Genomic DNA, 20276 nt, shown 5'->3' with positions numbered 1-20276 from the left:
ACGAGGGTCCCGAATCCCGGCCCCTGGTTGCCCGCTCGGGGGTGCGCCTCCGTGGGCTAGCGGGCTCGGGGCGGGAGAGGGGTCAGTAGCCGATGACCGCCTCGGGCTGGGAGGAGTCGCGCACTTTAGTGGGGTGCAGGCCGCCCTCATGCGGGTTAATCGCCTCGGCGTGGATGCGTGCGGAGAAGACCCGGTAACCCCAGATGGTGTAGACGAGCACCACCGGCACGAACACGACGGCGGCCACGGTCATAATGAGCAAAGTGGTGTCGGCGCTGGCCGCCTGGGTGATGGTCAGCGAGTAGGCCGGGCTTATGCTCGAGCGCATGACGTCGGGGGCGATGGCCGCGAAGATGAACACCACCGCGAAGGCGATCGCACCGAAGTGCAGGGCGAAGGCCAGGCCCTGGCGCCCGGCGCGGCCGGCCGCCAGGGAGGCGACCAGGGACAGCGCTGCCACCGCCAGCGGCAGCCAGGACAAGACGTTGGGGGAGTAGGCCAATTGCGCCCACAGGGCCCATACGGCGGTCGCCGCGGTGGAGGCCGGGGCCGACTTGCGGGCCAGCCCCAGGGCCCGCTGCGAGAGCCCACCAGCGGTCTTGAGCGCAATGAACAGGGCGCCGTGGGTGATGAAGAGCAGGCAGGTGACCACGCCGCCCAGCAGGGTGAAGGGAGTCAGCAGGCTGAGGAAGCCGCCGGTGAGCTGGTGCGAGGCGCCGGGCAGGAGGGTGTCGGCGGGGACCGAGGCGGGCGGGACCACCTCACCGGTGGCGGTCTGCACCACCTCGATGCGCATGCCCTGAACAAGGTTGGCGAAGGCGACGCCCCACAGGACTGAGGGCACCCAGGCGCAGATGGTGTGGGCCCAATCCCAGCGGTCGCGCCAGAGTTGGGAATTGATCTTCGAGCGCCACTCCAGGGCGCAAATGCGCACGATCAGGCACAGCAGAATGACGAAGAGCGCCAGGTAGGCGCCCGAGAAGAGCGTGCCGTACCACTCGGGGAAGGCGGCGAAGGTGGCGCCGCCGGCGGTCAGCAGCCACACCTCGTTGCCGTCCCAGTGGGGGCCGATGGTTCCAATGAGGGCGCGGCGTTCGCGCTCGTCACGGCCCAGGATCTTCAGCAGCATGCCCACGCCGAAATCGAAGCCCTCAAGGGCCAGGTAGCCGATCCACAGGACGGCGATGAGAATGAACCAGAGGATGGACAGCGTCATGGTGGTGGTCTTTCTTCTTCGGGCTCAGTACTCGAAGGACAGGGCGGGCACGGCGGCGCCGTTCGTGGCCGACTCCTTGGAGCCTGCCACGGGGGTGCGCACGCCCTCGCGGACGTAGCGCCGGATCAGCATGAACCACACCGCGCCCAGGGCGGCGTACAGGAGGGTGAAGATGATCATGGAGGTCAGGACGGTACCGGCGGAGACCACTGTGGACACCCCGTCAGCGGTGCGCATGTAGACCTGGGAGACCGGGTCTGCCAGGTTCGGGGCGATCACCCAGGGCTGGCGGCCGATCTCAGTGAAGATCCACCCGAAGGTGGCGCCGAGGAAGGGCAGGCAGGTGCTCCACAGGGCCAGGACCCCAATGCGGCTGGAGGTAATGAGCCGGCCCTTGCGGGTCAGCCATAGGGCGAGGGCGCCCAGGGCCGAGGAGAGCATGCCCAGGCCGATCATGAGGCGGAAGGACCAGAAGGTGGTCATGACGTCGGGGGTGTAGTCCACCGGGTCGCCCTGGGCGTCAGTGGCCCCGTAGCGCTCCTCATACATGGTTTGGGCGTCCTCTAAGCCCATAACCTCGGCGCTGGGGTCGTTGGTGGCCATAAAGGAGTAGACCCCGGGCACCTCAATGATGCGCGTGGGGCCCTCGCCCTGGCAGTCGCCGAAGGCGGCAACGGTGAACGGGGCCGCGGACTCGGTGTGGCACAGGGCTTCAGCGGCGGCCATCTTGGCGGGCTGCTCCTGGACGACGAGTTGGCCCTGGGCGTGGCCGGTGCCGGCGGTCAGCAGGCCGGCGGCCACCATGGTGACCGCCCCGAAGCGGGTGAAGCGGCGCCACAGCTCGCGAGCTTCGAAGTCCTGGTCGGCGCGGGCCGCCTTGGTCATCCACCACACGGACACGCCCAGGATGACCGCGCCGGCGACCAGGAAGGAGGTGGCGATGACGTGGGCCAGGGTCGTCCACAGCAGCGGGTTGCCCAGGACCTCGAAGAAGCCCGTGACGCCGTCGAGCTCGGCGCGGCCGGTCTGGGGATTGACGACGGCGCCCACCGGGTGCTGCATCCAGGAGTTGGCGGCCAGGATGAACAGCGCGGAGATATTGGTGCCCGCGGCCACGCACCAGATTGTGAGGTTGTGGAGCACGGGGCTCAGACGGTCCCAGCCGAAGATCCACAGGCCCAGGAAGGTGGATTCCAGGAAGAAGGCCAGGAGCGCCTCGAAGGCCAGCGGGGCACCGAAGATATTGCCGACGTAGCGGGAGTACTCCGACCAGTTCATGCCGAACTGGAACTCCTGGACAATGCCGGTGGCCATGCCCAGCGCGAAGTTAATGAGAAGGATCTTGCCGAAGAACTTCGTGGCGGTGCGCCAATGCTCCTTGCCGGTCCGCAGCCAGAGGGTTTCCATGAGGGCGACCAGGGGTGAGAGCCCAATGGTCAAGGGCACCAGGATGAAGTGGTAGACGGTCGTGATACCGAACTGCCAGCGAGCCAGGTCGAGGGAGTCCAGTTCCAAGGGAGTGGTGACCACCAGCGTCACCTTTCAAGAGCAACGATAAGAAACATAAGAGATTCCATGGGTGTGGCCATGGGGGGATAGGTAGATTGTAGCGGAGAGTGTGACAGTCTGTCGTCAAAGGGGTGCTCCGCCGCCTTCCACTTGCGCCACTGAGCCGTCCGGCGGCACTGGCGCCGACGGCGCGGCCCGCTCCCGGGGTGCTCGCATGCAGGTGGCCGCCCTCGTGTGACATATACTCCCAGGGGTCCCGGTTGCCCCGTACCGGCATTCGGTTCCCGAACCTCGACGACCGCCCCGTCCGGGAGACTTGCGCCGCCTTGGAAGCGCCGCCGCAATCCCGGTTCGAGCGGGTGGTGCCCGAGGGGGCGCCGCAAGGCGCATACACAGACTTTTCCGCTCCCGGACAGGGAGCCGCAACCGCGCTGCGGAGCCGTGGTACGACGGCGTTCGCGGTGCCCGGAGAGTGCAACGCGCATGACCAGCGAAAACACAACTGAGTCGGCCCAAGGCGCCCCCGAGGAGCCCAGGGACCAGAGTCCTCAGCACCTTGAACGCCGTGACGACGCCACCACAACCCTTGACCACGATCAGCACAACGATCGGCACGACTTCGCCGCCGGCGATCAGGGGGCCCCTGACGGCCAGCGGCCCGGCGAGGAGGCCGACGAGGCCCCCGCCTCCCCGCAGCCCTCCCAGGACGAGGGGGCCGCTGAGGGCGCCGAGGACGCCAGCGCCGAGAAGAAGAGCCTCGGGGACGACGGTGCCCGGGACGACGGCGCCCTGGATGAGGGCGCCGGCGGGCCTGAAGACCAGAAGGACTCCGCCTCCCCGGATGGAGGGGCCCCGCCCGAGGAGAGCCCCTCCCAAGACGCCCGGGAGCCCGGTGAGTCCAGTGGCGGTGCCCCCGCTGGTGACAAGCCCATCCAGGGAACCTTCGCCGAGGAGGGGAACTTCCCCGTCCCGGCCGGCCCCGACCGGCCACAGGAGTCGACGCGTCGCCGGCGAAGGGTGACGACGGCGGCGGTTACTCCCCAGGCGGCGCCAGAGGCGGTCCAGCCCGTCTTGACGCACCTGCCCGAGTCCTCCCCGGCCGAGGGGGAGTCCGAGCAGAGGCGCGCCTCGGCTCTGAGCGGCCCGGCCGCCCCCCAGCCGGAGCCCTCCCAGCCGGAGCCCTCAGAGGCGGAGGAGCAGCGGGCCCCGTCGCGCCGTCGTCGCCGCCGGGTTGTGGCCGCGGCCACCGCCCCGGCCACGGCCCCCGCCGCCGAGCAGCCGGCCTTGGCCCCGTCCGGGCAGCGGGCGCCCGGCCAGGGCGCGGAGAGCACCCGGGCGAGCGACCAGGAAGCGCCGGCGCCCACTAACGCCGGCCCGGCCGCCTCGGACCCCGCCGCCGGCGATGCCGACGACTCCGCCGAGGGGACTGAGGCGCAGGGCGACTCCCAGGACCCGGCCGCCGAGGAGGAACCCGCGCAGGAGGCGCCCCGCCTGCCTGCCGCCTCCCTCCTGTTCCAGACGCCCGATCCGAGCCGCGCCCGTCGTCGTCGCCGGGTTGTGGCCGCGGCCACCGCCCCGGCCACGGCCCCCGCCGCCGAGCAGAGCCCCCTGCCCGAGTTGGACGCCCAGCCGGGCCCTCAGGCGGCCGAGGAGCAGGGGGGAGCCGAGGGCACGCCCGCCCGAAGCCGCAGACGCCGCCGCAAGGCCACCGCGGCCCCCTCCACCCCCGAGCACGTTGAGCAGGAGCCGCCGGCGCACCCCCCGGCCGAGGACCAGGACCAGGAGAAGGCTCAGGAGAAGGTCGAGGACGGCGAGCAGGAGGCCGCCCAACCCCAGACCGAGGCGCAGGAGGGCGCCACCGGTCGGCGTAAGCGCCGCCGCGGAGGCCGCGGCCGCCGCTCGCGCTCCCGCACCGACTCCGCCGAGGCGACCCCGGTCGACACCGAGGCCGGAGAGGAGGCGGCCGAGGAGCAGCCGGAGGAGGAGCCCGGCTCCTCACGCCGCCGACGCCGCCGCTCGCGCTCCCGCACCGAGGCTGAGCGCGACGTGCGCGACGAAGTCACCGCCCTGAAGGGGTCCACCCGCCTGGAGGCCAAGCGCCAGCGCCGCCGCGAGGGCCGGGCCGCGGGCCGGCGCCGCCCCATTGTCACTGAGGCCGAGTTCCTGGCCCGCCGTGAGAGCGTGGACCGCCAGATGATCGTGCGCGAGCAGGACGGCCTTAACCAGATCGCCGTCCTGGAGGACGGGCTCCTGGTCGAGCACTATGTGGCCCGCCATACGCAGACCTCCATGGTCGGCAACGTCTATATTGGCCGCGTCCAGAACGTCCTGCCCTCTATGGAGGCGGCTTTCGTGGACCTGGGCAAGGGCCGCAACGCCGTCCTCTACGCCGGGGAGGTCAACTGGGATGCCGCCGGCATGGAGGGAAAACCTCGCCGCATTGAGGACGCCCTCAAAAGCGGGGACACCGTCCTGGTCCAGGTCACTAAGGACCCCATTGGTCACAAGGGCGCCCGCCTAACCAGCCAGATCACCCTGGCCGGGCGCTACCTGGTGCTCGTGCCCGGCGGCACCATGACCGGCATCTCCCGCAAGCTTCCCGACACCGAGCGGGCGCGCCTGAAGAAGATTCTTAAGAAGGTTGTTCCCGATTTCGCCGGCGTCATTGTGCGCACCGCCGCCGAAGGCGCCAGCGAGGAGCAGTTGGCCGCCGACGTCGCGCGCCTGGCCAAGCAGTGGGAGGCGATTGACAAGAAGTCCACCCAGGTTATGAAGGGCTCGGGCAAGGCCCCCGTCCTGCTCAAGGGCGAGCCCGAGTTGGCCGTGCGCGTGGTGCGCGACGTCTTCAATGAGGACTTCCGCAAGTTGGTGGTCTCCGGGGCCGGGGCGTGGAAGACGATCTCCGACTACGTCACCGAACTCAGCCCCGACCTGGCCGGCCGCCTGGAGCATTGGGTCGGTCCCGAGGATGTTTTCGCTGCCCATCGCGTGGACGAGCAGCTTGCCAAGGGCTTTGACCGCAAAGTGTGGCTGCCCAGTGGTGGCACGCTCATTATCGACCGCACCGAGGCTATGACGGTCATCGACGTCAACACCGGCCGTTTCACCGGGGCCGGCGGCACCTTGGAGGAGACGGTCACCCGCAACAATCTTGAGGCCGCCGAGGAGATTGTGCGTCAGCTGCGCCTGCGCGACATAGGCGGCATGGTCGTCATTGATTTCGTGGACATGGTTCTGGAGTCCAACCGCGACCTCGTGCTGCGCCGGCTCGTGGAGTGCCTGGGCCGGGATCGCACCCGGCACCAGGTCACGGAGGTCACCTCCCTGGGCCTGGTGCAGATGACCCGCAAACGCGTGGGTCAGGGGCTGGTGGAGGCCTTCTCCACGCCCTGCGAGTGCTGTGGCGGGCGGGGCTTCATCCTCCACGACGCGCCGGTGGAGAACCAGGGCGCGGACCTGTCCGCTTCCGCCTCGCGCGGCCCGAGCCGGGGGCGCGGCCGCAAGAGCCAGGAGGCCGCCAAGGGCAGCGGCCGGGACGCGAGCCAGGAGGCCGGCGAGGATGACGAGCCCGCCGGCAGGGGCCATGCTGCTCGTGCCGCCGTGCGCGGCGCCCTGGCCCAGATTGCGGCGGCCGCCGAGAACGCCCACAAGGACGCCCCGGCCCCTTCCTAACCCCGACTCTGGCCGCCCACGACCCGGGGCCGAGCCGCGCCCTAAGCCGTGCCAAAGACCACAGCCCTGCGGCTTCTGTGCGGCTTGGACCGCTCCAGTCGCATCGCATACAGTTGTCAGTCGGTGCGTCTTGCACCATTGCCCGGGAGACCGCCTCCTGGGGCGGGGCCGGCTGCCCCGCCGGAGTCGCGGTCCGAAGATTCGACAGAGATGAGCATCAAGTGGTCTACGCGATCGTCAAGGCCGGCGGCCGTCAGGAGAAGGTCTCCGTCGGCGACGTCGTGGTTGTCGACAAGCTTGCCGGCGAGATCGGTGACGAGGTCACCCTCGCCCCCGTCATGCTGGTGGACGGCGACACAGTGACCACCGCCGCTGCCGACCTGGCCAAGGCCTCCGTCACCGCCGAGATCGTCGGCGATGAGAAGGGCCCCAAGATCAACATTCTCAAGTTCAAGAACAAGACGGGCTTCCGCAAGCGCCAGGGCCACCGCGCCCAGCTCACGGCCATCAAGGTCACCGCCATTAAGTGACATTCGCTGCGGCATCCTGAACGCAGAAAGCCTGAAAGAGAGAGAAGCCCGACATGGCACACAAGAAGGGTCTTGGTTCTTCCCGCAACGGCCGTGACTCGAACGCCCAGCGCCTGGGCGTTAAGCGCTACGGCGGCCAGTTCGTCAAGGCCGGTGAGATCATTGTCCGCCAGCGCGGCACCCGCTTCCACCCCGGCCGCAACGTCGGCCTCGGCAAGGACGACACCCTGTTCGCCACCGCCGCCGGCAACGTCGAGTTCGGCACCCACCGCGGCCGCAGGGTCGTCAACGTCGTGCTCTCCGAGGCCTGAGCCTCCCACACCCACGGCATTCGCGAGGGCGAACGGCTTCGGCCGTCCGCCCTCGCGCCGTACCGGCGACCCGGCCCTGGGGGGCTATCCGACACGGTGCGCCCGCCTACATCCAGCACAGGAGAGTCCCCATGCCCAGCTTCATCGATCGAGTGGTCCTCCACGTGGCCGGTGGTGACGGCGGCCACGGCTGCACCTCAATCCATCGCGAGAAATTCAAGCCCTTGGCCGGGCCCGACGGCGGCGACGGCGGCCACGGCGGCAATGTCGTGTTGAACGTGGACCCCAGGGTCACCACGCTGCTGAGTTACCACCGCTCCCCGCACCGCAGCGCCCCCAACGGCACCCCCGGCATGGGCAACTGGCGCCGCGGCGTGGACGGCAAGGACCTGGTCCTGCCAGTGCCCGAGGGCACGGTGGTCAAGGACGCGGCCGGCAATGTCATTGCCGACCTCGTGGGGGAGGGCAGCAGCGTTGTGGTTGCCAGGGGCGGCACCGGTGGGCGCGGCAACTTCTCCCTGGCCTCCTCCAGGCGCAAGGCGCCCGGTTTCCACCTCCTGGGTGAGCCCGGCCAGCGGTGCGAGGTGACCCTGGAGATCAAGACCATTGCCGACGTGGCCCTGGTGGGATACCCCAGTGCCGGCAAGTCCTCTCTCATTGCCGCCATGAGTGCGGCCCGCCCCAAGATCGCCGATTACCCCTTCACCACGTTGGTGCCCAACCTCGGGGTGGTTGAGGCGGGGGAGACCCGCTACACGGTGGCCGACGTGCCCGGTCTCATCCCCGGGGCCAGCCGGGGCAAGGGCCTGGGCCTGGAGTTCCTGCGCCACATTGAGCGCTGTGCGGTGATCGTCCACGTCCTGGACTGCGCCACCCTGGAGCCGGGACGCGACCCGTTAAGCGACTTCGACACCATTGAGGCCGAGCTGGCCGCCTATGCCGGGCGCCTGGGGGCTCAGGAGGCCGATCCGCACCTGACCGGGCGCGTCCCGCTCATGGATCGCCCTCGCGTTGTGGTGCTAAATAAGGTGGACGTGCCCGAGGCCGCTGAGCTCGCCGACTTCGTCACCGAGGACCTTCAGGCCCGGAACGTGCCGGTGTTCGCGGTCTCCGCCGTCGCTCACACCGGTTTGCGCCCTTTGTCCTTCGCCCTGGCCTCCTACGTGAATCAGGCCCGCCTGAGCGCCCCGGCCCCCGAGGTCGATCAGGAGGCCCGCCCCGTCATTCGCCCGGCGGCGGTGGGCCGCAAGGACGAGGCTCCAGTGGCCACGGTGCGTCCCATTGACCATCCCCGCGAGGGGCGGGTCTACCAGGTCCGCGGCGACAAGCCTGAGCGCTGGGTGCTCCAGACCGACTTCTCCAATGACGAGGCGGTCGGCTACCTGGCCGACCGCCTGGCTGCCGGTGGCGTTGAGGATGAACTGGTCAAGGCCGGTGCGCAGGGCGGGGACCTGGTCCTCATTGGGGAGGCCGACGGCGGGGTCTTGTTCACCTGGGAGCCGACCATGTCCACTGGCCCCGAGTTGCTGGGGGCCCGCGGAACCGACCTGCGCATTGACCCCCGCCTGCGGCGCACCAACGTTCAACGCCGTGAGCAGTACCACCGCTTAATGGACGCCAAGGAGGCGGCCCGCGCCGAGCTGCGCGAGGAGGCGGCCGAGGGGCTGTGGACTGATGCCACCGCCTGGGATGAGGGGGATCAGTGAGTGGGGTCCGCGCCCGCGACCAGGGCGTCGCGGCGGGGGAGGGGGCCGACCGCGCTGGGCGCCCCGTGGCGCTGCCGGAGAGGGCGCGGGTGGTCCTCAAGGTCGGTTCATCCTCCCTGACCCGCGAGGATGGCGGTCTTAACCTCAACCGCATTGACATCTTGGCCCGTCTCATTGCCGGGTTGCGCCGCCGGGGCCACGACGTCGTCCTGGTCTCCTCCGGCGCGGTGGCGGCGGGCCTGGCCCCCCTGGGACTGGAAGAGCGCCCGGGTGAGCTGCGGCTGCTTCAGGCCGCCGCCTCCGTGGGGCAGGGGCACCTGGTTTCGCGCTGGCAGACGGCAATGAGCGCCTACGGGGTGGTCACCGCCCAGGTGCTCCTGACTGTCCAGGACGTCGCCGTACGACGCCACTACCGCACCGTGCGCGCCACCTTCGACGCACTGCTGTCCATGGGGGCGGTGCCCGTGGTCAACGAGAACGACGCCGTGGCGACCACCGAGTTCAATCTTGGGGACAACGACCACCTGGCGGCGCTGGTAGCTCACCTGGTGACGGCCGACGCCCTCGTGCTGTTCACCGACGTGGATGGTATGTGGACTGCTCGCCCCGGGACCCCGGGCGCCCGGCCCGTGCGCTACGTGCGCGGCGCCCAGGATCTTGAGGGCGTGGACGTCTCCGGGCGGGGCACGGCCCTGGGCACGGGCGGCATGACCACGAAGGTCCAGGCCGCCTCTATCGCCTGCGCCTCGGGGACGGCCACTATTATCGCCGACGCCGACGACGCCCCCGCCCTGCTGGGGTCCCCCAAAATCCCCAGGGACCTGGGCACCTGGTTCGAGCCGACCGGTCCGCACCGCTCCAGCCGCCGCCTGTGGATGGCTCACGCCTCGATCCCCGAGGGGCGGGTCATGGTTGACGCCGGGGCGGCTCACGCGGTGACGGCGGGCAAGAAGTCGCTGCTGTTGCCCGGCGTCACCGGGGTTGACGGCGACTTCGAGTCCGGCTCCGTGGTGGAGGTGGTCGGACCCGAGCGGACGCTGGCCCGCGGCATCTGCCGCTACGCGGCCAGTGAGATCGAGGAAGTGCTGGCGGCCCGCCGCAGTGGCGCCCCTATGCCCGACCACGTGGCGCCCGTGGTCCACCGCGACGACCTGGCCGAGTTGCCCCGCACCGCTGGAGCGTAGGGATCCCGCCGGCCGCGGGCACAGCCACTATCCGGCGCATACACGGGAGTCTCCGAGGTCGCCGTATGGTTGGGGCCATGACGGAGACTACCGCACCTGACGCCCCCGACGCCGCCGCCTTGATCACGACCACCGCCCACGCTGCGCGCCAGGCCCAGCGCCGCCTGGCTGAGGCCACCCGTGAGCACAAGGACGCCGCCCTACGCACTATGGCCGCCCACCTGCGGGTCAAGGCCTCATCCGTCCTGGCGGCTAACGCCCTGGACCTTGAACGTGCCCGCGCCGCCGGCATGAGGCCGGGGCTCATTGACCGCCTCGCTCTGAGCGCCAAGCGCATTGAGGCCATCTGCATCGCCCTGGAGGAGATCGCCGCCCTGCCTGATCCGGTAGGGCAGATCGTTGACGGTCAGCGGCTGCCCAACGGTCTGCGCGTACGCCGCGTACGTGTACCCATGGGCGTGGTCGGCATGATCTACGAGGCCCGCCCCAATGTCACCGCCGATGTCGCCGCCTTAACCATTAAGTCCGGTAACGCCGTCATTTTGCGCGGGGGCAGCGCCGCCCAGGACACCAACGCCGTCATTGTCGATATCCTGCGCCAGGCCCTCGACGCCGTCGACCTCCCCGCCGACTTGGTGAGCACCGTTGACGCGGCCGGCCGTGAGGGGGCTCGGGCACTCATGCACGCCCGTGGTCTCATTGATGTCCTTGTTCCGCGCGGCGGCGCCGGTCTTATCCGGACGGTGGTGGAGGAGTCGCGGGTGCCCGTCATCGAGACCGGCTCGGGCAACTGCCATGTCTACGTTGACGCCTCGGCGCAGGTGCGCCCCGCCGTTGACATTATTGTCAACGCCAAGACCCAGCGCGTGGGCGTGTGCAATGCCGCTGAGACTCTGCTGGTTCATCGCGCTATTGCCGCCGACTATTTGCCTGCTGCGGCCGCCGCCCTGTGGGAGCGCGGCGTCGTCCTCCACGCCGATAGCTTCGTCCGGGACCTCCTGACCGCCCCGGCGGTGCTGGCCGGGCGCGAGGAGCTCCTGGTGGAGGCCAGTGAGGAGGACTGGGCCACCGAGTACGGCTCAGCGGATCTGGCGGTGCACATTGTCGACGACGTGGAGGAGGCCATTGCCCACATTCGCGCCTACACCTCCGGGCACACCGAGGCGGTCCTGGCGCAGGACGCCGGTGTGATTAACCGTTTCGTGGCGGGCATGGACTCGGCGGCCGTCATGGTCAACGCCTCCACCCGCTTCACTGACGGCGGCCAGCTGGGGTTGGGGGCCGAGTTGGGCATCTCCACCCAGAAGCTCCACGCGCGCGGCCCCATGGGCTTAGCCGAACTGACCACAACCACCTGGATAGTTGAGGGTGAAGGGCACGTGCGCCCCTGAGCAGGGGCGGCTCTTACTCGTATACGAGAGGGTATACGAGGGTATACGCGGGGCCGTTCAGCCCGGGCAGGAGCAGGGCGGCCGGTAAGGCCGTAATGGCGGGCGCCCGAGTTGCCTCGGCGCGGCGCAGTCCTTTGCGCGATCCTTTACGGTGGAGCGCGCCGGCGGGGACAGGTGGCGGATCGTTCCCTTTTTGGATCCTGCGGGTGGCCCGCGTGTACGCCCCGGCGGCAGGTCGCCATGTGATTACAGTGGTGTTGCGCCGCACCTGTCTTCTGGGCGGCGTGGCAGGATGGAACCCGAGCAGTCAAGAGTCCCGTCATCGGGCAGCAATCCAGAGGAGCCCTTGTGCCGTCCAGCATCACCGCGGAGCACAACCAATGAGAGTGAGCCCCGCGCCGCTGCGCATTGGCATCATGGGCGGCACCTTCGACCCGATTCACCACGGGCACCTCGTGGCGGCCAGCGAGGTACAGGATGTCTTCGGTCTGGACGAGGTCATTTTCGTCCCCACCTGGACGCAGCCTTTCAAGCGCAACCGCCGCGTTTCCCCAGCCGAGCACCGCTACCTCATGACGGTGATCGCCACCGCCTCCAACCCGCGTTTCACCGTCTCGCGAGTGGACATTGACCGAGGCGGAACCACCTATACTATTGATACACTCCATGATATCCGGGCCGAGTATCCTGGAGCGGAGCTCTACTTCATCACCGGTGCGGACGCGCTCGCTCAGATTCTGACCTGGAAGGACAATGAGGAGATCTTCGACCTGGCCCACTTGGTGGGGGTCACGCGGCCTGGGCACGCCTTGACCGATCCCGGGCTTCCAGAGGACAGGATCTCACTGGTGGAAGTTCCTGCCATGGCGATCTCCTCAACCGATTGCCGCTTGAGGGTGAGTAGAGGTACCCCGGTGTGGTACCTCGTACCTGACGGCGTGGTGCAGTACATCCGCAAGTATGGCCTCTACCGTATGGCAGAGCGCTCAGCGTCGACGACGTCTATGACAGCCCGCGTCGCGCGCGAGCAGTCTCTGAGGAAGGAGAACGACGGTGAGCACTGAAACCGCCGACGCACAGGCAACTGAGGACGCCAAGAGCAGCACGCATCGCCGCAGCCGTCGCGCTATCCGCAAGGCCGAACGCGCTGCCGAGCGCGAGGCGATCCTCACCGGCCAGCAGCCGCTACTTACCCGCCGCGAGCTCAGGCGCCTACGAGAAGAGGCCGCAGCACTGCGGGCCGCTGTCGAGTCCGGGGAGATCACTGCTGAACAGGCGCGCGCCCTTCAGGACCCTCTCGCTGAGCAGCCGGTCATCCCCGACTCCTCCATCTCCCGATCCCGGCGGGAGACGGCCTCCTCCGCCCCGGAGGCCACGGGGCGCCGCTCCAGCTCCCCATCCGCCTCCTCAGCGCCCGGCTCCGGGTGGACGACGGGAGAAGATACCGGACAGGCCTCGAGCAGCACGACGCCCTGGACGTCTCCCCGCAGAGACCCCTCACCGAGCCTGCCCACGTGGACCCCCGCTCCCGCCAGATCCCAGGATGAGGAGGACTCAGAGCCCGACCCGACCCTGATCGACACGGGCCTCATGGCCCCCGCGGAACTGCCCGACGGCGGCGCCTCCCTGGCGCTCCAGTCCGCCCCACCCAGCACCGAGCCGCCCACGGCACCAATGCGCCGATCCCTGCACACGCGCCGGGAGCAGTCCCCTCAGGTTGCCTCACCGCCGGACCAGACGTCTTCACCCGGATCCCCTTCACCCGGATCCCCTTCACCCGAGTCTCCCCAGGCCCAGGGCGAGGGCGGCCAGGAGACGCAACAGGCCGACCCCACGCGGGTTGTCACCGGGTTGGCTCAGCCTGATCGCCAGGAGGCCCAGGCCCCGTCTGCCGCCAAGGATGCTCCCACCCCAGAGCCCGAGCCGGCGGCCCAGGAAACGAGCATCCAGCGGCTGAGGCCGGCCGTCGAGAAGCCCGACGCCCCGGGTCCTGAGTCGCCGACCCGGGTGGCTAGCGCCCCGGAGCCGGTTGCCAAGAAGTCCGCGCCCTCGGCGAGTTCAGGTTCGTCTGCTGCCAAGGTGCCGTATCTGGGGAACGGGGCCCCCATGCGCCGCCCGATCGTGCGGATCCCGGCCGCCGCCCAGGGCGTGCGCACGGTGAACGCCTCCACGGGCGAGCTCAGCGAGATCCAGCCCGTCGACGAGGATTTCGAGGGCATTGACACCCCCCAGTGGAAGGCTCTGCACCCCGGTTCAGGTGGGGAGGCCGCCAGCCCCGAGGAGGCCCTGCCGGCCTCCATTGAGCCAATGACGCCGCCTGAGCCCAGGTCTGTGCCCGAGCCCGCCCAGCCCCAGCCCGCCCAGGCCGAGCCGGTTCAGCCCGAGACGGCCCAGCAGGCTCCGGGAGGCCTGTCCCTGCCGGAGATTGAGGAGCACACCGCTGCCGCCTGGAGCGAGGTCAAGGTGGCCACAGCCCCGTCGGCACCGCCCACCCCCGCGAAGCGGAGTTCGCGTCTGGGGCGCATCCTCCTGATCGCCCTGCTGGTGCTCGTCGTGGTGCTTGTCGCCGCGACCCTAATATGGGTCCTGTCCTCGCAGGGCAACAATGGTGCGCTGGGCGCCCAAGACGTTCCTGATTGGTGGCCCCAGCCATTGCCCTGAGCGCTATCCTCATCTCAGTTACGCACTCACCTGAGGAGCCCAGTGCCAGCCACCGATTACGCCGTCGCCTTGACTCTGGCCGCCGCCCGTGCCGCTGCGGAGAAGAAGGCCCAGGAGATGACCGCGATCGACGTCTCCGAGCGTCTGGGGCTCACCGATGTCTTCCTCGTGGCCTCGGGGCGCAATGACCGGCAGGTGCGGGCCATCGCCGACGCTATTGACGAGGCCATGCGCAAGGCGGGCGCCAGGCGCGAGTTGAGGGAGGGTTTTGAGGAGGCCCGGTGGGTGCTGCTCGATTACTCCGACATTGTGGTGCACATCCTGCAGGACGAGGACCGGGAGTTCTACGCCCTGGAGCGGTTGTGGAAGGACTGCCCCCTGGTTGAGTTGCCCGCAGACCTGGCCGAGATCGCCGCCAGGGCGCCCGAGCAGCCCTGAGGAGGCCCCGAACCGTGACAGACCTGGTGCTGTGGCGCCACGGCCAGACTGACTACAACCTCGATGGGCGCATCCAAGGGCGCGTCGATATCCCCCTTAACGAGACCGGGTTGGCACAGGCGCGGGCCGCCGTCGACGGTCTTGCCGCCCTCAATCCGAGCAGGATTGTTTCCTCACCATTGCAGCGCGCGCGCGCCACCGCCGAAACCCTGGCGGAAACCCTTGAGCTGGACGTCATGGTGGAGGCGGACCTGGTGGAGAAGTCCTTCGGGGACTGGGAGGGCCTGACCAGCGAACAGATAGCCAAGGACTGGCCCAGACAGTTTGCCGACTGGCGGACCACGGGAGACCCCCAGGGCGTCGGTGTTGAGACCCGTGCCGGTGCCGCCGCGCGGGTGGGGGAGGCGCTGCGGCGTCTGGCAGAGGATGCCGGAAGCGACGATGTTGTCGTGGTGGTCTCACACGGGGCGGCCCTCAGCTTGGGGGCCACGCACTTGCTGGGGCTGGACGCCGCCAGCTGGTCGGGGCTGCGGGGCATGAGCAACTGCCACCACGGGGTGCTGCGCTCCGGGCGCCGCCCGCCGGGCTGGATGCTAGTGACCTGGAACGACGGGCCGCCGGTGGAGCCCTCGCCCCTGGGGCGGATCTTGTGGTGAGGTAGCGCACGGCTGACAGATTTGCCTCCCGGGGGAAGTCCTCCCTAGAGTTATCCGCGTCGCCCGCGGGCGGCGCCCGAAAGACGGGGCTATGGCGCAGTTGGTAGCGCGCTTCCATGGCATGGAAGAGGTCGGGGGTTCGAATCCCCCTAGCTCCACGACCCGCACCAGACGGCGCGAGCCTGGGCGCGGTCACCCGTCGCGGGGCTATGGCGCAGTTGGTAGCGCGCTTCCATGGCATGGAAGAGGTCGGGGGTTCGAATCCCCCTAGCTCCACCCAAAGTGCCTTAAGGGAACACGTGACATGCGTACCCTCGCGCGGTCAAGTCGCGCAACAGGCCCGCGACCGAGGTTTCCCCGGTCGCGTATTGCTGGAACGCCCACCGGATCAGCGGGGCGCGTTCAAGGTCGACCTCGACGGTGCGTATCTCGCGGCCCTGCTCATTGGTCTTGCGGACGTTGAGGTAGCCGATCGGGGCTCGCATCGGCGTTCCGCCCTGGGCGACCTTTCTGCGTGAGTCCTTCGTCCACGCCCACGGCTGGTGGTGGAACTCCGACCGCATATGGTCACGCCTCGCGGCTGAACGACCGTATCCGAGACGAACGCCCCCACCTGTCCTATGCCGTGACTGCCTAGGGGGTGCAGGGTGTGACCGTGCCCGCCTCGCACACCGTTCTTGGCCAGCAAATGGACGGCGCGGCGATGCATGTCGGTATGACCCGAGGCCGTGAGAGGAACACGTTGCATGTCGTCGCTGAGGGCACGGCCGATGCACGAGCGCAGTTCATCGAGGCCATCGAGCGCGACCGGGCAGACCGTGTTACACGCTCAATTACATGCTCAACGATGTAGCGGCCTCGGCGATCCAGTGCCGTTGCGCGCGAGTCTCGACTGCTCGCCGGTGATAGTGCTCTCGCACCCAAGTCACCGCGTCGTCAGGGGCGACGCTGCTGAGCACGGCGAGAACCGCCAACGCAGTTCCTGTGCGCCCGATGCCGCCGCTACAGGCGACCTCTACACGTTCGGACGCTGCGCGCTGGTGCGCCTCTCGCAACGCGGCCACCGCCTCGTCGGTGGAGTCCGGTAGCCGGAAGTCACGCCAGCGTACCCAGCGCGAGGGCCAGTCCACGATGTTCGGGTCACGACCGAGCAGGTAGATGCCGAACTCCGGTTCGACGCTCCCGAGTGAGTTCTTGCGCAGCCCTCGACCCCGGATGCGCCGACCGTCGGGGAGTTCCACGACGCCCTGGCCCGCCTCCCAGGTGCTCATCTACGTTACCCTGGCAGGGAGCGTTTGCAGCGCAACCGCCTGGCTCGTCGCGAACAGGGCAATGTCGATCGCCACCGTCACGACCGCGAGAACGATCAGCACCGTGCAGTAGCAGGCGTCGAGGCCGAGGCTCCACCGCCCGAACCTCTCACCATTGATCCGACGCATGACCGAGCCGCCGGTCATGCCGACGCGCCATAACGTTGCCGGGCGGCTTCACCGCTGGTACCGATCGCCTCGCCCACCTCGCGCCACGACAGGCTCTGCTCACGCGCAGCGCGCACGGCTTCAGCAAGCTCTTTCTCGGCGGCGTCGCGTCGCCACGCGGCAAGCTTGACCGCCATCGCGGGCGACAGGGGCGCGTCCTGATCGCCGGGCTTCGGGTCGTAGTTCTCGAAAGCGTCGGCGAACTCGTCGGCACGAGCCTTGATGTCTTCAATGGAGCGTCGAGTCATGGTGGTTCACCTCAGATACTTGGCTCGGGCCGGGCGCATGGCGTGAGCGATGGCGATGACACCATGCCACTCGATCACACCAACCTCTACGAGGGTGCCGGTCTCATCGGGGCCGATGAACATCGTCATCGAGTCGTCTTGCACGAAATGGCGGACAGGGAAACGGAGCGCATGGAGCATCGCCGCATCCGAGACGCCGTGCCGGTAGGCACTGCCGAGGATGGTCGGCTCCGGCACCGTGTCACAAGTTTACTTGCCGCAAGAGAACTTACTAAGCGTCACCGCGTCTTCACCCACACCGTGTCCCGGTGAACCCCGAACCGGCGCACCAGCGCGTTCACGCTCCCACCCTGCGCGCGGGCTGTTCGCATAGCGTCCACCAGTTGGCCGTCGTTCAAACCATCGCCTGTCCGGTTCGGGTTCCTGTTTCAATGGCTCGCTGTCGTGCGATGGCGGGCTGCCGTACTTCTGGGTCGCGGATCGCGGCTTGCTGCTCAATGGCCGTCAGCACTCGTACCCCGAGATGCTTCCTATGTGTCACGTCGCCTGCCGATAATGATCGAGGGAACGAGGAATGCGAGCGTCCAGGCGATGATTGTGAGCCAGGCGATGGGCGCGTCTGGTGCATCGGCCGGCGTAGTGGGGAACCAGAGGGTGTAGGAGGCCATGTCTGGGAGCCAGTACCAGCTTTGGCCCTGCAAGAGAGGGCTGACGATCAACAGGTAGACCAACAGGATCGCGGCAGTGGGAATCGCTTTTCGGATGAGGAATCCGAGCGCGGAACTGAGCGCGCTCATGAGCGTCAAATACACCGAAGCGTTGACCACTACCCGTATCAACGTGCTCGGATCGATCGTTGCAAGATCAATGTTCGCGGCAATGAACATGGTGACGATGCTGCAGCTCACCGTTATGAGGCCTGCGATGAGTGCGAGTATCACAAGAGCGGCGAGGGCGGCGAGACGCTGCATGACCCGGTTCGGCATCGCGACCAGGGTGGTACGGATCTGGCCGCCGATGTATTCGGAGGTCGCGGCGACGACACCAAGAAGGAAGAACCCGCATTGTGTCCAGGGAATCGCGGTGACAGCAATGTCGAGTTCCATCCCGGCCAGCTCAGCTCCGCCGCTGTTGGCCGCGAACAGAAGCGACAATCCGACGGTGAGTGCGATCGTGCCCACTAAGAGCAGCCAGATTGCCGGGAGAGTCCCGAGTTTGTGAGCCTCCGCACGAACTGCCGCGGTGAACGTCGCAGCCGGGCTGCGCGTGGTCGGCGTGCTTGCACTGGTGGTGGTCATGCGTCTCTCCTGGTGAACACGATTCCGGCGATCACGAGCAGGGCGAGCGCCCAGGCTCCCATCACGACGCCACCGACAATCGGCGCGATCTCGATGCCGGTCGGGACGGAGACGAACATGCGCATCCCTGCCAAGTCGGGCAGATAATTCGCTGCGGTGATGCCGCTGTTGGCGGCGAGATAGGTGAACGGCACTGCCGAAGAGTTCAGCACCAGGATTGACATCGGGATGATGCCGTTACGTGTCAGGACGGTCAGGCCGAGCGCGATCACTGCCAGGAGTACCCAGTAGACGAGCGCGCCGCCGAGTCGCGCCATTGTGGCGCCGTCGAGGGCGGGAGCATCAGCACCGAGCAGGATTTGTGCGGTAGTGAGCACCAGCGTGAACGCGACGACCGCGAGCACGGTCACGGCGAGGATGACAGCGCCGGTTTTCGCGGCCAGCACACGAAGACGTGAGGGCGTCGTGGTGAGGGTGGCGGTGATCTGGCGGCTGCTGGCGGCTTCTTCGCCCTCGGAGGTGTATTCGCTGGCGATCGCAGTCACGCCGATGATGATCGCGCCGAGAACGCCGACGGCCAGCTCCGAGAATCCGGTGTCCGGGCCGGGCTCGGTGGTGAGGCTGGTGATGGTGGTGATCCCGACCGGCACGACCAGCCCGGCGATGAATCCGAGCCAGGCGAATGGGAGGGTGACGAGTTTGGACAGTTCCGCGCGCAGTGTTCTCATCGGGTGACCTCGCCTTCGGTGAGGGCGAAGAAGGCGTCTTCGAGACTGCCGTGGGAACCGATCACGCCGGGCAGGGTGCCGTCGGCGACGATCTGGCCGTTGTTGATGACGACCACGTCGTCGACGGTCTCGGCGAGCTCACCCATCAGGTGTGAGGACAGCAGCACGGTGCGGCCCTGTTCGGCTTGCCCGCGCAGCAGTCGGCGTATCCATCGGATGCCCTCGGGGTCGAGGCCATTGACCGGCTCGTCGAGGACCAGTGCCGACGGGTCGCCAAGTAGCGCCGCGGCGAGGCCGAGCCTGCGCCCCATCCCCAGTGAATACGTCGAGACACGCTTACCGGCTGCGTCGGCGATGCCGACCAGTTCCAGCATCTCCTCAACCCGCGCGTTCCCGATCCCGGCAGAACGGGCCACCCAGCGCAGATGGGCGCGGCCGGTGCGGGAGCGGTGCGCCCCCGATCCGTCGAGCACCGCACCAATACTTCGCAATGGGTCGCGCAGCGATGCGAACGGCCTCCCGTCGACGAGAGCCGTGCCGGAGGTGGCGTGGTCGAGGCCGAGCAGGATGCGCAGTGTCGAGGACTTCCCGGCACCGTTGGGGCCCAGGAACCCGGTCACCCGACCGGGCTTCGCGGTGAAAGTGATGTCAAAGAGGATCGTGCGCGACCCCCGCTGCTTGGTGACATGATCAAAAGTAAGCACGATGCCAATGGCACCAGGCATTAACGGTGAGCACATTCCCGTACGGTGCAGTCTTCGTCGACCGCGTCGCACCCGGGTCTACTAGACCCGGGTATGAGGACATTCCCGTTGCGCGTTCCTACAATCGGGCCAATGGAGACGATCGAGGAGCAGCCACGACCGAGCTGGACATCGTGGGCGTGGCCCACCGCGTTCGCGCTCGTCACGGTGCTCTTTTCCCTCCTACCGATGCTCCCCGGCGGGGAGGCCTTCAACCGGCCGATGGTGCTCGCCGCATATCTCGCCGTGTTCGTGCTGCTCGTAGCCGGTGTGCTGGTCTGGGCGTTCCTGCCAGGGGCTCGGCAAAGTTGTTTCTATGGTGCTGTGACCAGGCGTGTTGCTTCTGATGGTTCGTAGGTGAGGTGTCGTAGTCGTTCGGCTATGGATGCGTGGGGTCCGTAGGTCAGGCGTATGAGGCTGATGGCGGTGTTGCGCAGGGTGGCCATGACGTGGGGTCCGTTGCCGGTGCGCAGCTGGTGGCGGTCCTCATCGAAGGTGACGTCCCGC

The 20276-nt window shown here is 68.4% G+C and carries 20 protein-coding genes, 2 tRNA genes and 1 pseudogene; 12 read left to right on the top strand and 11 right to left on the bottom strand.

Annotation, left to right across the window (positions count from 1 at the left end; genetic code table 11):
* Positions 1 to 82: 82 nt before the first annotated feature.
* Positions 83 to 1216 carry a cytochrome d ubiquinol oxidase subunit II gene (gene cydB / locus EUC46_RS03230; protein ID WP_128772760.1) on the bottom strand — a complete coding sequence of 378 codons (1134 nt, stop codon included), beginning with the start codon at positions 1214 to 1216 and terminating at the stop codon, positions 83 to 85.
* A gap of 24 nt (positions 1217 to 1240) precedes the next feature.
* The gene (locus EUC46_RS03225) at positions 1241 to 2746 is read right to left on the bottom strand and encodes a cytochrome ubiquinol oxidase subunit I (RefSeq protein WP_128772759.1); all 1506 of its coding nucleotides are present in this window, start codon (positions 2744 to 2746) and stop codon (positions 1241 to 1243) included.
* A 462-nt stretch (positions 2747 to 3208) separates the two neighbouring features.
* Between EUC46_RS03225 and EUC46_RS03220 the strand changes: the two genes are divergently transcribed.
* The 12 genes from EUC46_RS03220 (at position 3209) to EUC46_RS03165 (ending at position 15550) form a co-directional block, all read left to right on the top strand.
* The gene (locus tag EUC46_RS03220; RefSeq protein ID WP_128772758.1) at positions 3209 to 6397 is read left to right on the top strand and encodes an Rne/Rng family ribonuclease; all 3189 of its coding nucleotides are present in this window, start codon (positions 3209 to 3211) and stop codon (positions 6395 to 6397) included.
* A gap of 221 nt (positions 6398 to 6618) precedes the next feature.
* Positions 6619 to 6927: a 50S ribosomal protein L21 gene (rplU, locus tag EUC46_RS03215; protein WP_128772757.1), complete on the top strand. Its 309-nt coding sequence runs from the start codon at positions 6619 to 6621 to the stop codon at positions 6925 to 6927.
* A 53-nt stretch (positions 6928 to 6980) separates the two neighbouring features.
* Positions 6981 to 7238 carry a 50S ribosomal protein L27 gene (gene rpmA / locus EUC46_RS03210; RefSeq protein ID WP_128772756.1) on the top strand — a complete coding sequence of 86 codons (258 nt, stop codon included), beginning with the start codon at positions 6981 to 6983 and terminating at the stop codon, positions 7236 to 7238.
* Positions 7239 to 7369: 131 nt separating this feature from the next.
* A complete protein-coding gene (gene obgE, locus EUC46_RS03205) occupies positions 7370 to 8944 on the top strand; it encodes a GTPase ObgE (protein WP_128772755.1) in 1575 nt (524 codons plus the stop codon).
* An 89-nt stretch (positions 8945 to 9033) separates the two neighbouring features.
* Positions 9034 to 10128: a glutamate 5-kinase gene (gene proB, locus EUC46_RS03200; RefSeq protein ID WP_128772854.1), complete on the top strand. Its 1095-nt coding sequence runs from the start codon at positions 9034 to 9036 to the stop codon at positions 10126 to 10128.
* 77 nt (positions 10129 to 10205) lie between these two features.
* A complete protein-coding gene (locus EUC46_RS03195; protein ID WP_128772754.1) occupies positions 10206 to 11519 on the top strand; it encodes a glutamate-5-semialdehyde dehydrogenase in 1314 nt (437 codons plus the stop codon).
* Positions 11520 to 11899: 380 nt separating this feature from the next.
* Positions 11900 to 12583, top strand: a complete 684-nt coding sequence (nadD, locus tag EUC46_RS03190) for a nicotinate-nucleotide adenylyltransferase (RefSeq protein ID WP_128772753.1) — start codon at positions 11900 to 11902, stop codon at positions 12581 to 12583.
* Positions 12573 to 14180 carry a hypothetical protein gene (locus tag EUC46_RS03185; RefSeq protein ID WP_128772752.1) on the top strand — a complete coding sequence of 536 codons (1608 nt, stop codon included), beginning with the start codon at positions 12573 to 12575 and terminating at the stop codon, positions 14178 to 14180. The genes nadD and EUC46_RS03185 overlap by 11 nt, the downstream gene beginning before the upstream one ends.
* A gap of 42 nt (positions 14181 to 14222) precedes the next feature.
* On the top strand, positions 14223 to 14618 hold the full coding sequence (gene rsfS, locus EUC46_RS03180; protein WP_128772751.1) for a ribosome silencing factor: 396 nt from the start codon (positions 14223 to 14225) through the stop codon (positions 14616 to 14618).
* Between the two features lie 14 nt (positions 14619 to 14632).
* Complete coding sequence (locus tag EUC46_RS03175; protein ID WP_128772750.1) at positions 14633 to 15274, top strand: histidine phosphatase family protein; 642 nt, start codon at positions 14633 to 14635, stop codon at positions 15272 to 15274.
* 85 nt (positions 15275 to 15359) lie between these two features.
* A tRNA-Ala gene (locus tag EUC46_RS03170) sits at positions 15360 to 15432 on the top strand.
* Positions 15433 to 15477: 45 nt separating this feature from the next.
* Positions 15478 to 15550: transfer RNA gene (locus tag EUC46_RS03165), tRNA-Ala, on the top strand.
* 11 nt (positions 15551 to 15561) lie between these two features.
* On the opposite strand, the gene EUC46_RS03160 is transcribed toward EUC46_RS03165, so the two are convergent.
* From EUC46_RS03160 to EUC46_RS12870, 9 genes and pseudogenes are all read right to left on the bottom strand, one after another.
* Positions 15562 to 15837, bottom strand: a complete 276-nt coding sequence (locus EUC46_RS03160; RefSeq protein WP_206645877.1) for a hypothetical protein — start codon at positions 15835 to 15837, stop codon at positions 15562 to 15564.
* A gap of 270 nt (positions 15838 to 16107) precedes the next feature.
* The gene (locus EUC46_RS03150; protein ID WP_128772749.1) at positions 16108 to 16545 is read right to left on the bottom strand and encodes a protein-tyrosine phosphatase family protein; all 438 of its coding nucleotides are present in this window, start codon (positions 16543 to 16545) and stop codon (positions 16108 to 16110) included.
* On the bottom strand, positions 16546 to 16731 hold the full coding sequence (locus EUC46_RS03145) for a hypothetical protein (RefSeq protein ID WP_128772748.1): 186 nt from the start codon (positions 16729 to 16731) through the stop codon (positions 16546 to 16548).
* Positions 16728 to 17000 carry a hypothetical protein gene (locus tag EUC46_RS03140; RefSeq protein ID WP_128772747.1) on the bottom strand — a complete coding sequence of 91 codons (273 nt, stop codon included), beginning with the start codon at positions 16998 to 17000 and terminating at the stop codon, positions 16728 to 16730. The genes EUC46_RS03145 and EUC46_RS03140 overlap by 4 nt, the downstream gene beginning before the upstream one ends.
* A gap of 6 nt (positions 17001 to 17006) precedes the next feature.
* A complete protein-coding gene (locus tag EUC46_RS03135; RefSeq protein ID WP_128772746.1) occupies positions 17007 to 17237 on the bottom strand; it encodes a hypothetical protein in 231 nt (76 codons plus the stop codon).
* 293 nt (positions 17238 to 17530) lie between these two features.
* Positions 17531 to 18298, bottom strand: a complete 768-nt coding sequence (locus EUC46_RS03130) for a hypothetical protein (RefSeq protein WP_128772745.1) — start codon at positions 18296 to 18298, stop codon at positions 17531 to 17533.
* Positions 18295 to 19026 carry an ABC transporter permease gene (locus tag EUC46_RS03125; protein WP_128772744.1) on the bottom strand — a complete coding sequence of 244 codons (732 nt, stop codon included), beginning with the start codon at positions 19024 to 19026 and terminating at the stop codon, positions 18295 to 18297. Before EUC46_RS03125 ends, EUC46_RS03130 begins: the two co-directional genes overlap by 4 nt.
* Complete coding sequence (locus EUC46_RS03120; protein ID WP_241655359.1) at positions 19023 to 19751, bottom strand: ABC transporter ATP-binding protein; 729 nt, start codon at positions 19749 to 19751, stop codon at positions 19023 to 19025. Before EUC46_RS03120 ends, EUC46_RS03125 begins: the two co-directional genes overlap by 4 nt.
* A 332-nt stretch (positions 19752 to 20083) precedes the next feature.
* A pseudogene (locus EUC46_RS12870) lies at positions 20084 to 20276 on the bottom strand (ISAs1 family transposase); the annotation flags it as partial.

It is taken from the genome of Actinomyces oricola, from assembly GCF_004104015.1.
Classification (GTDB): domain Bacteria; phylum Actinomycetota; class Actinomycetes; order Actinomycetales; family Actinomycetaceae; genus Actinomyces; species Actinomyces oricola.
This window is presented reverse-complemented; position numbering and strand designations above follow the sequence as displayed.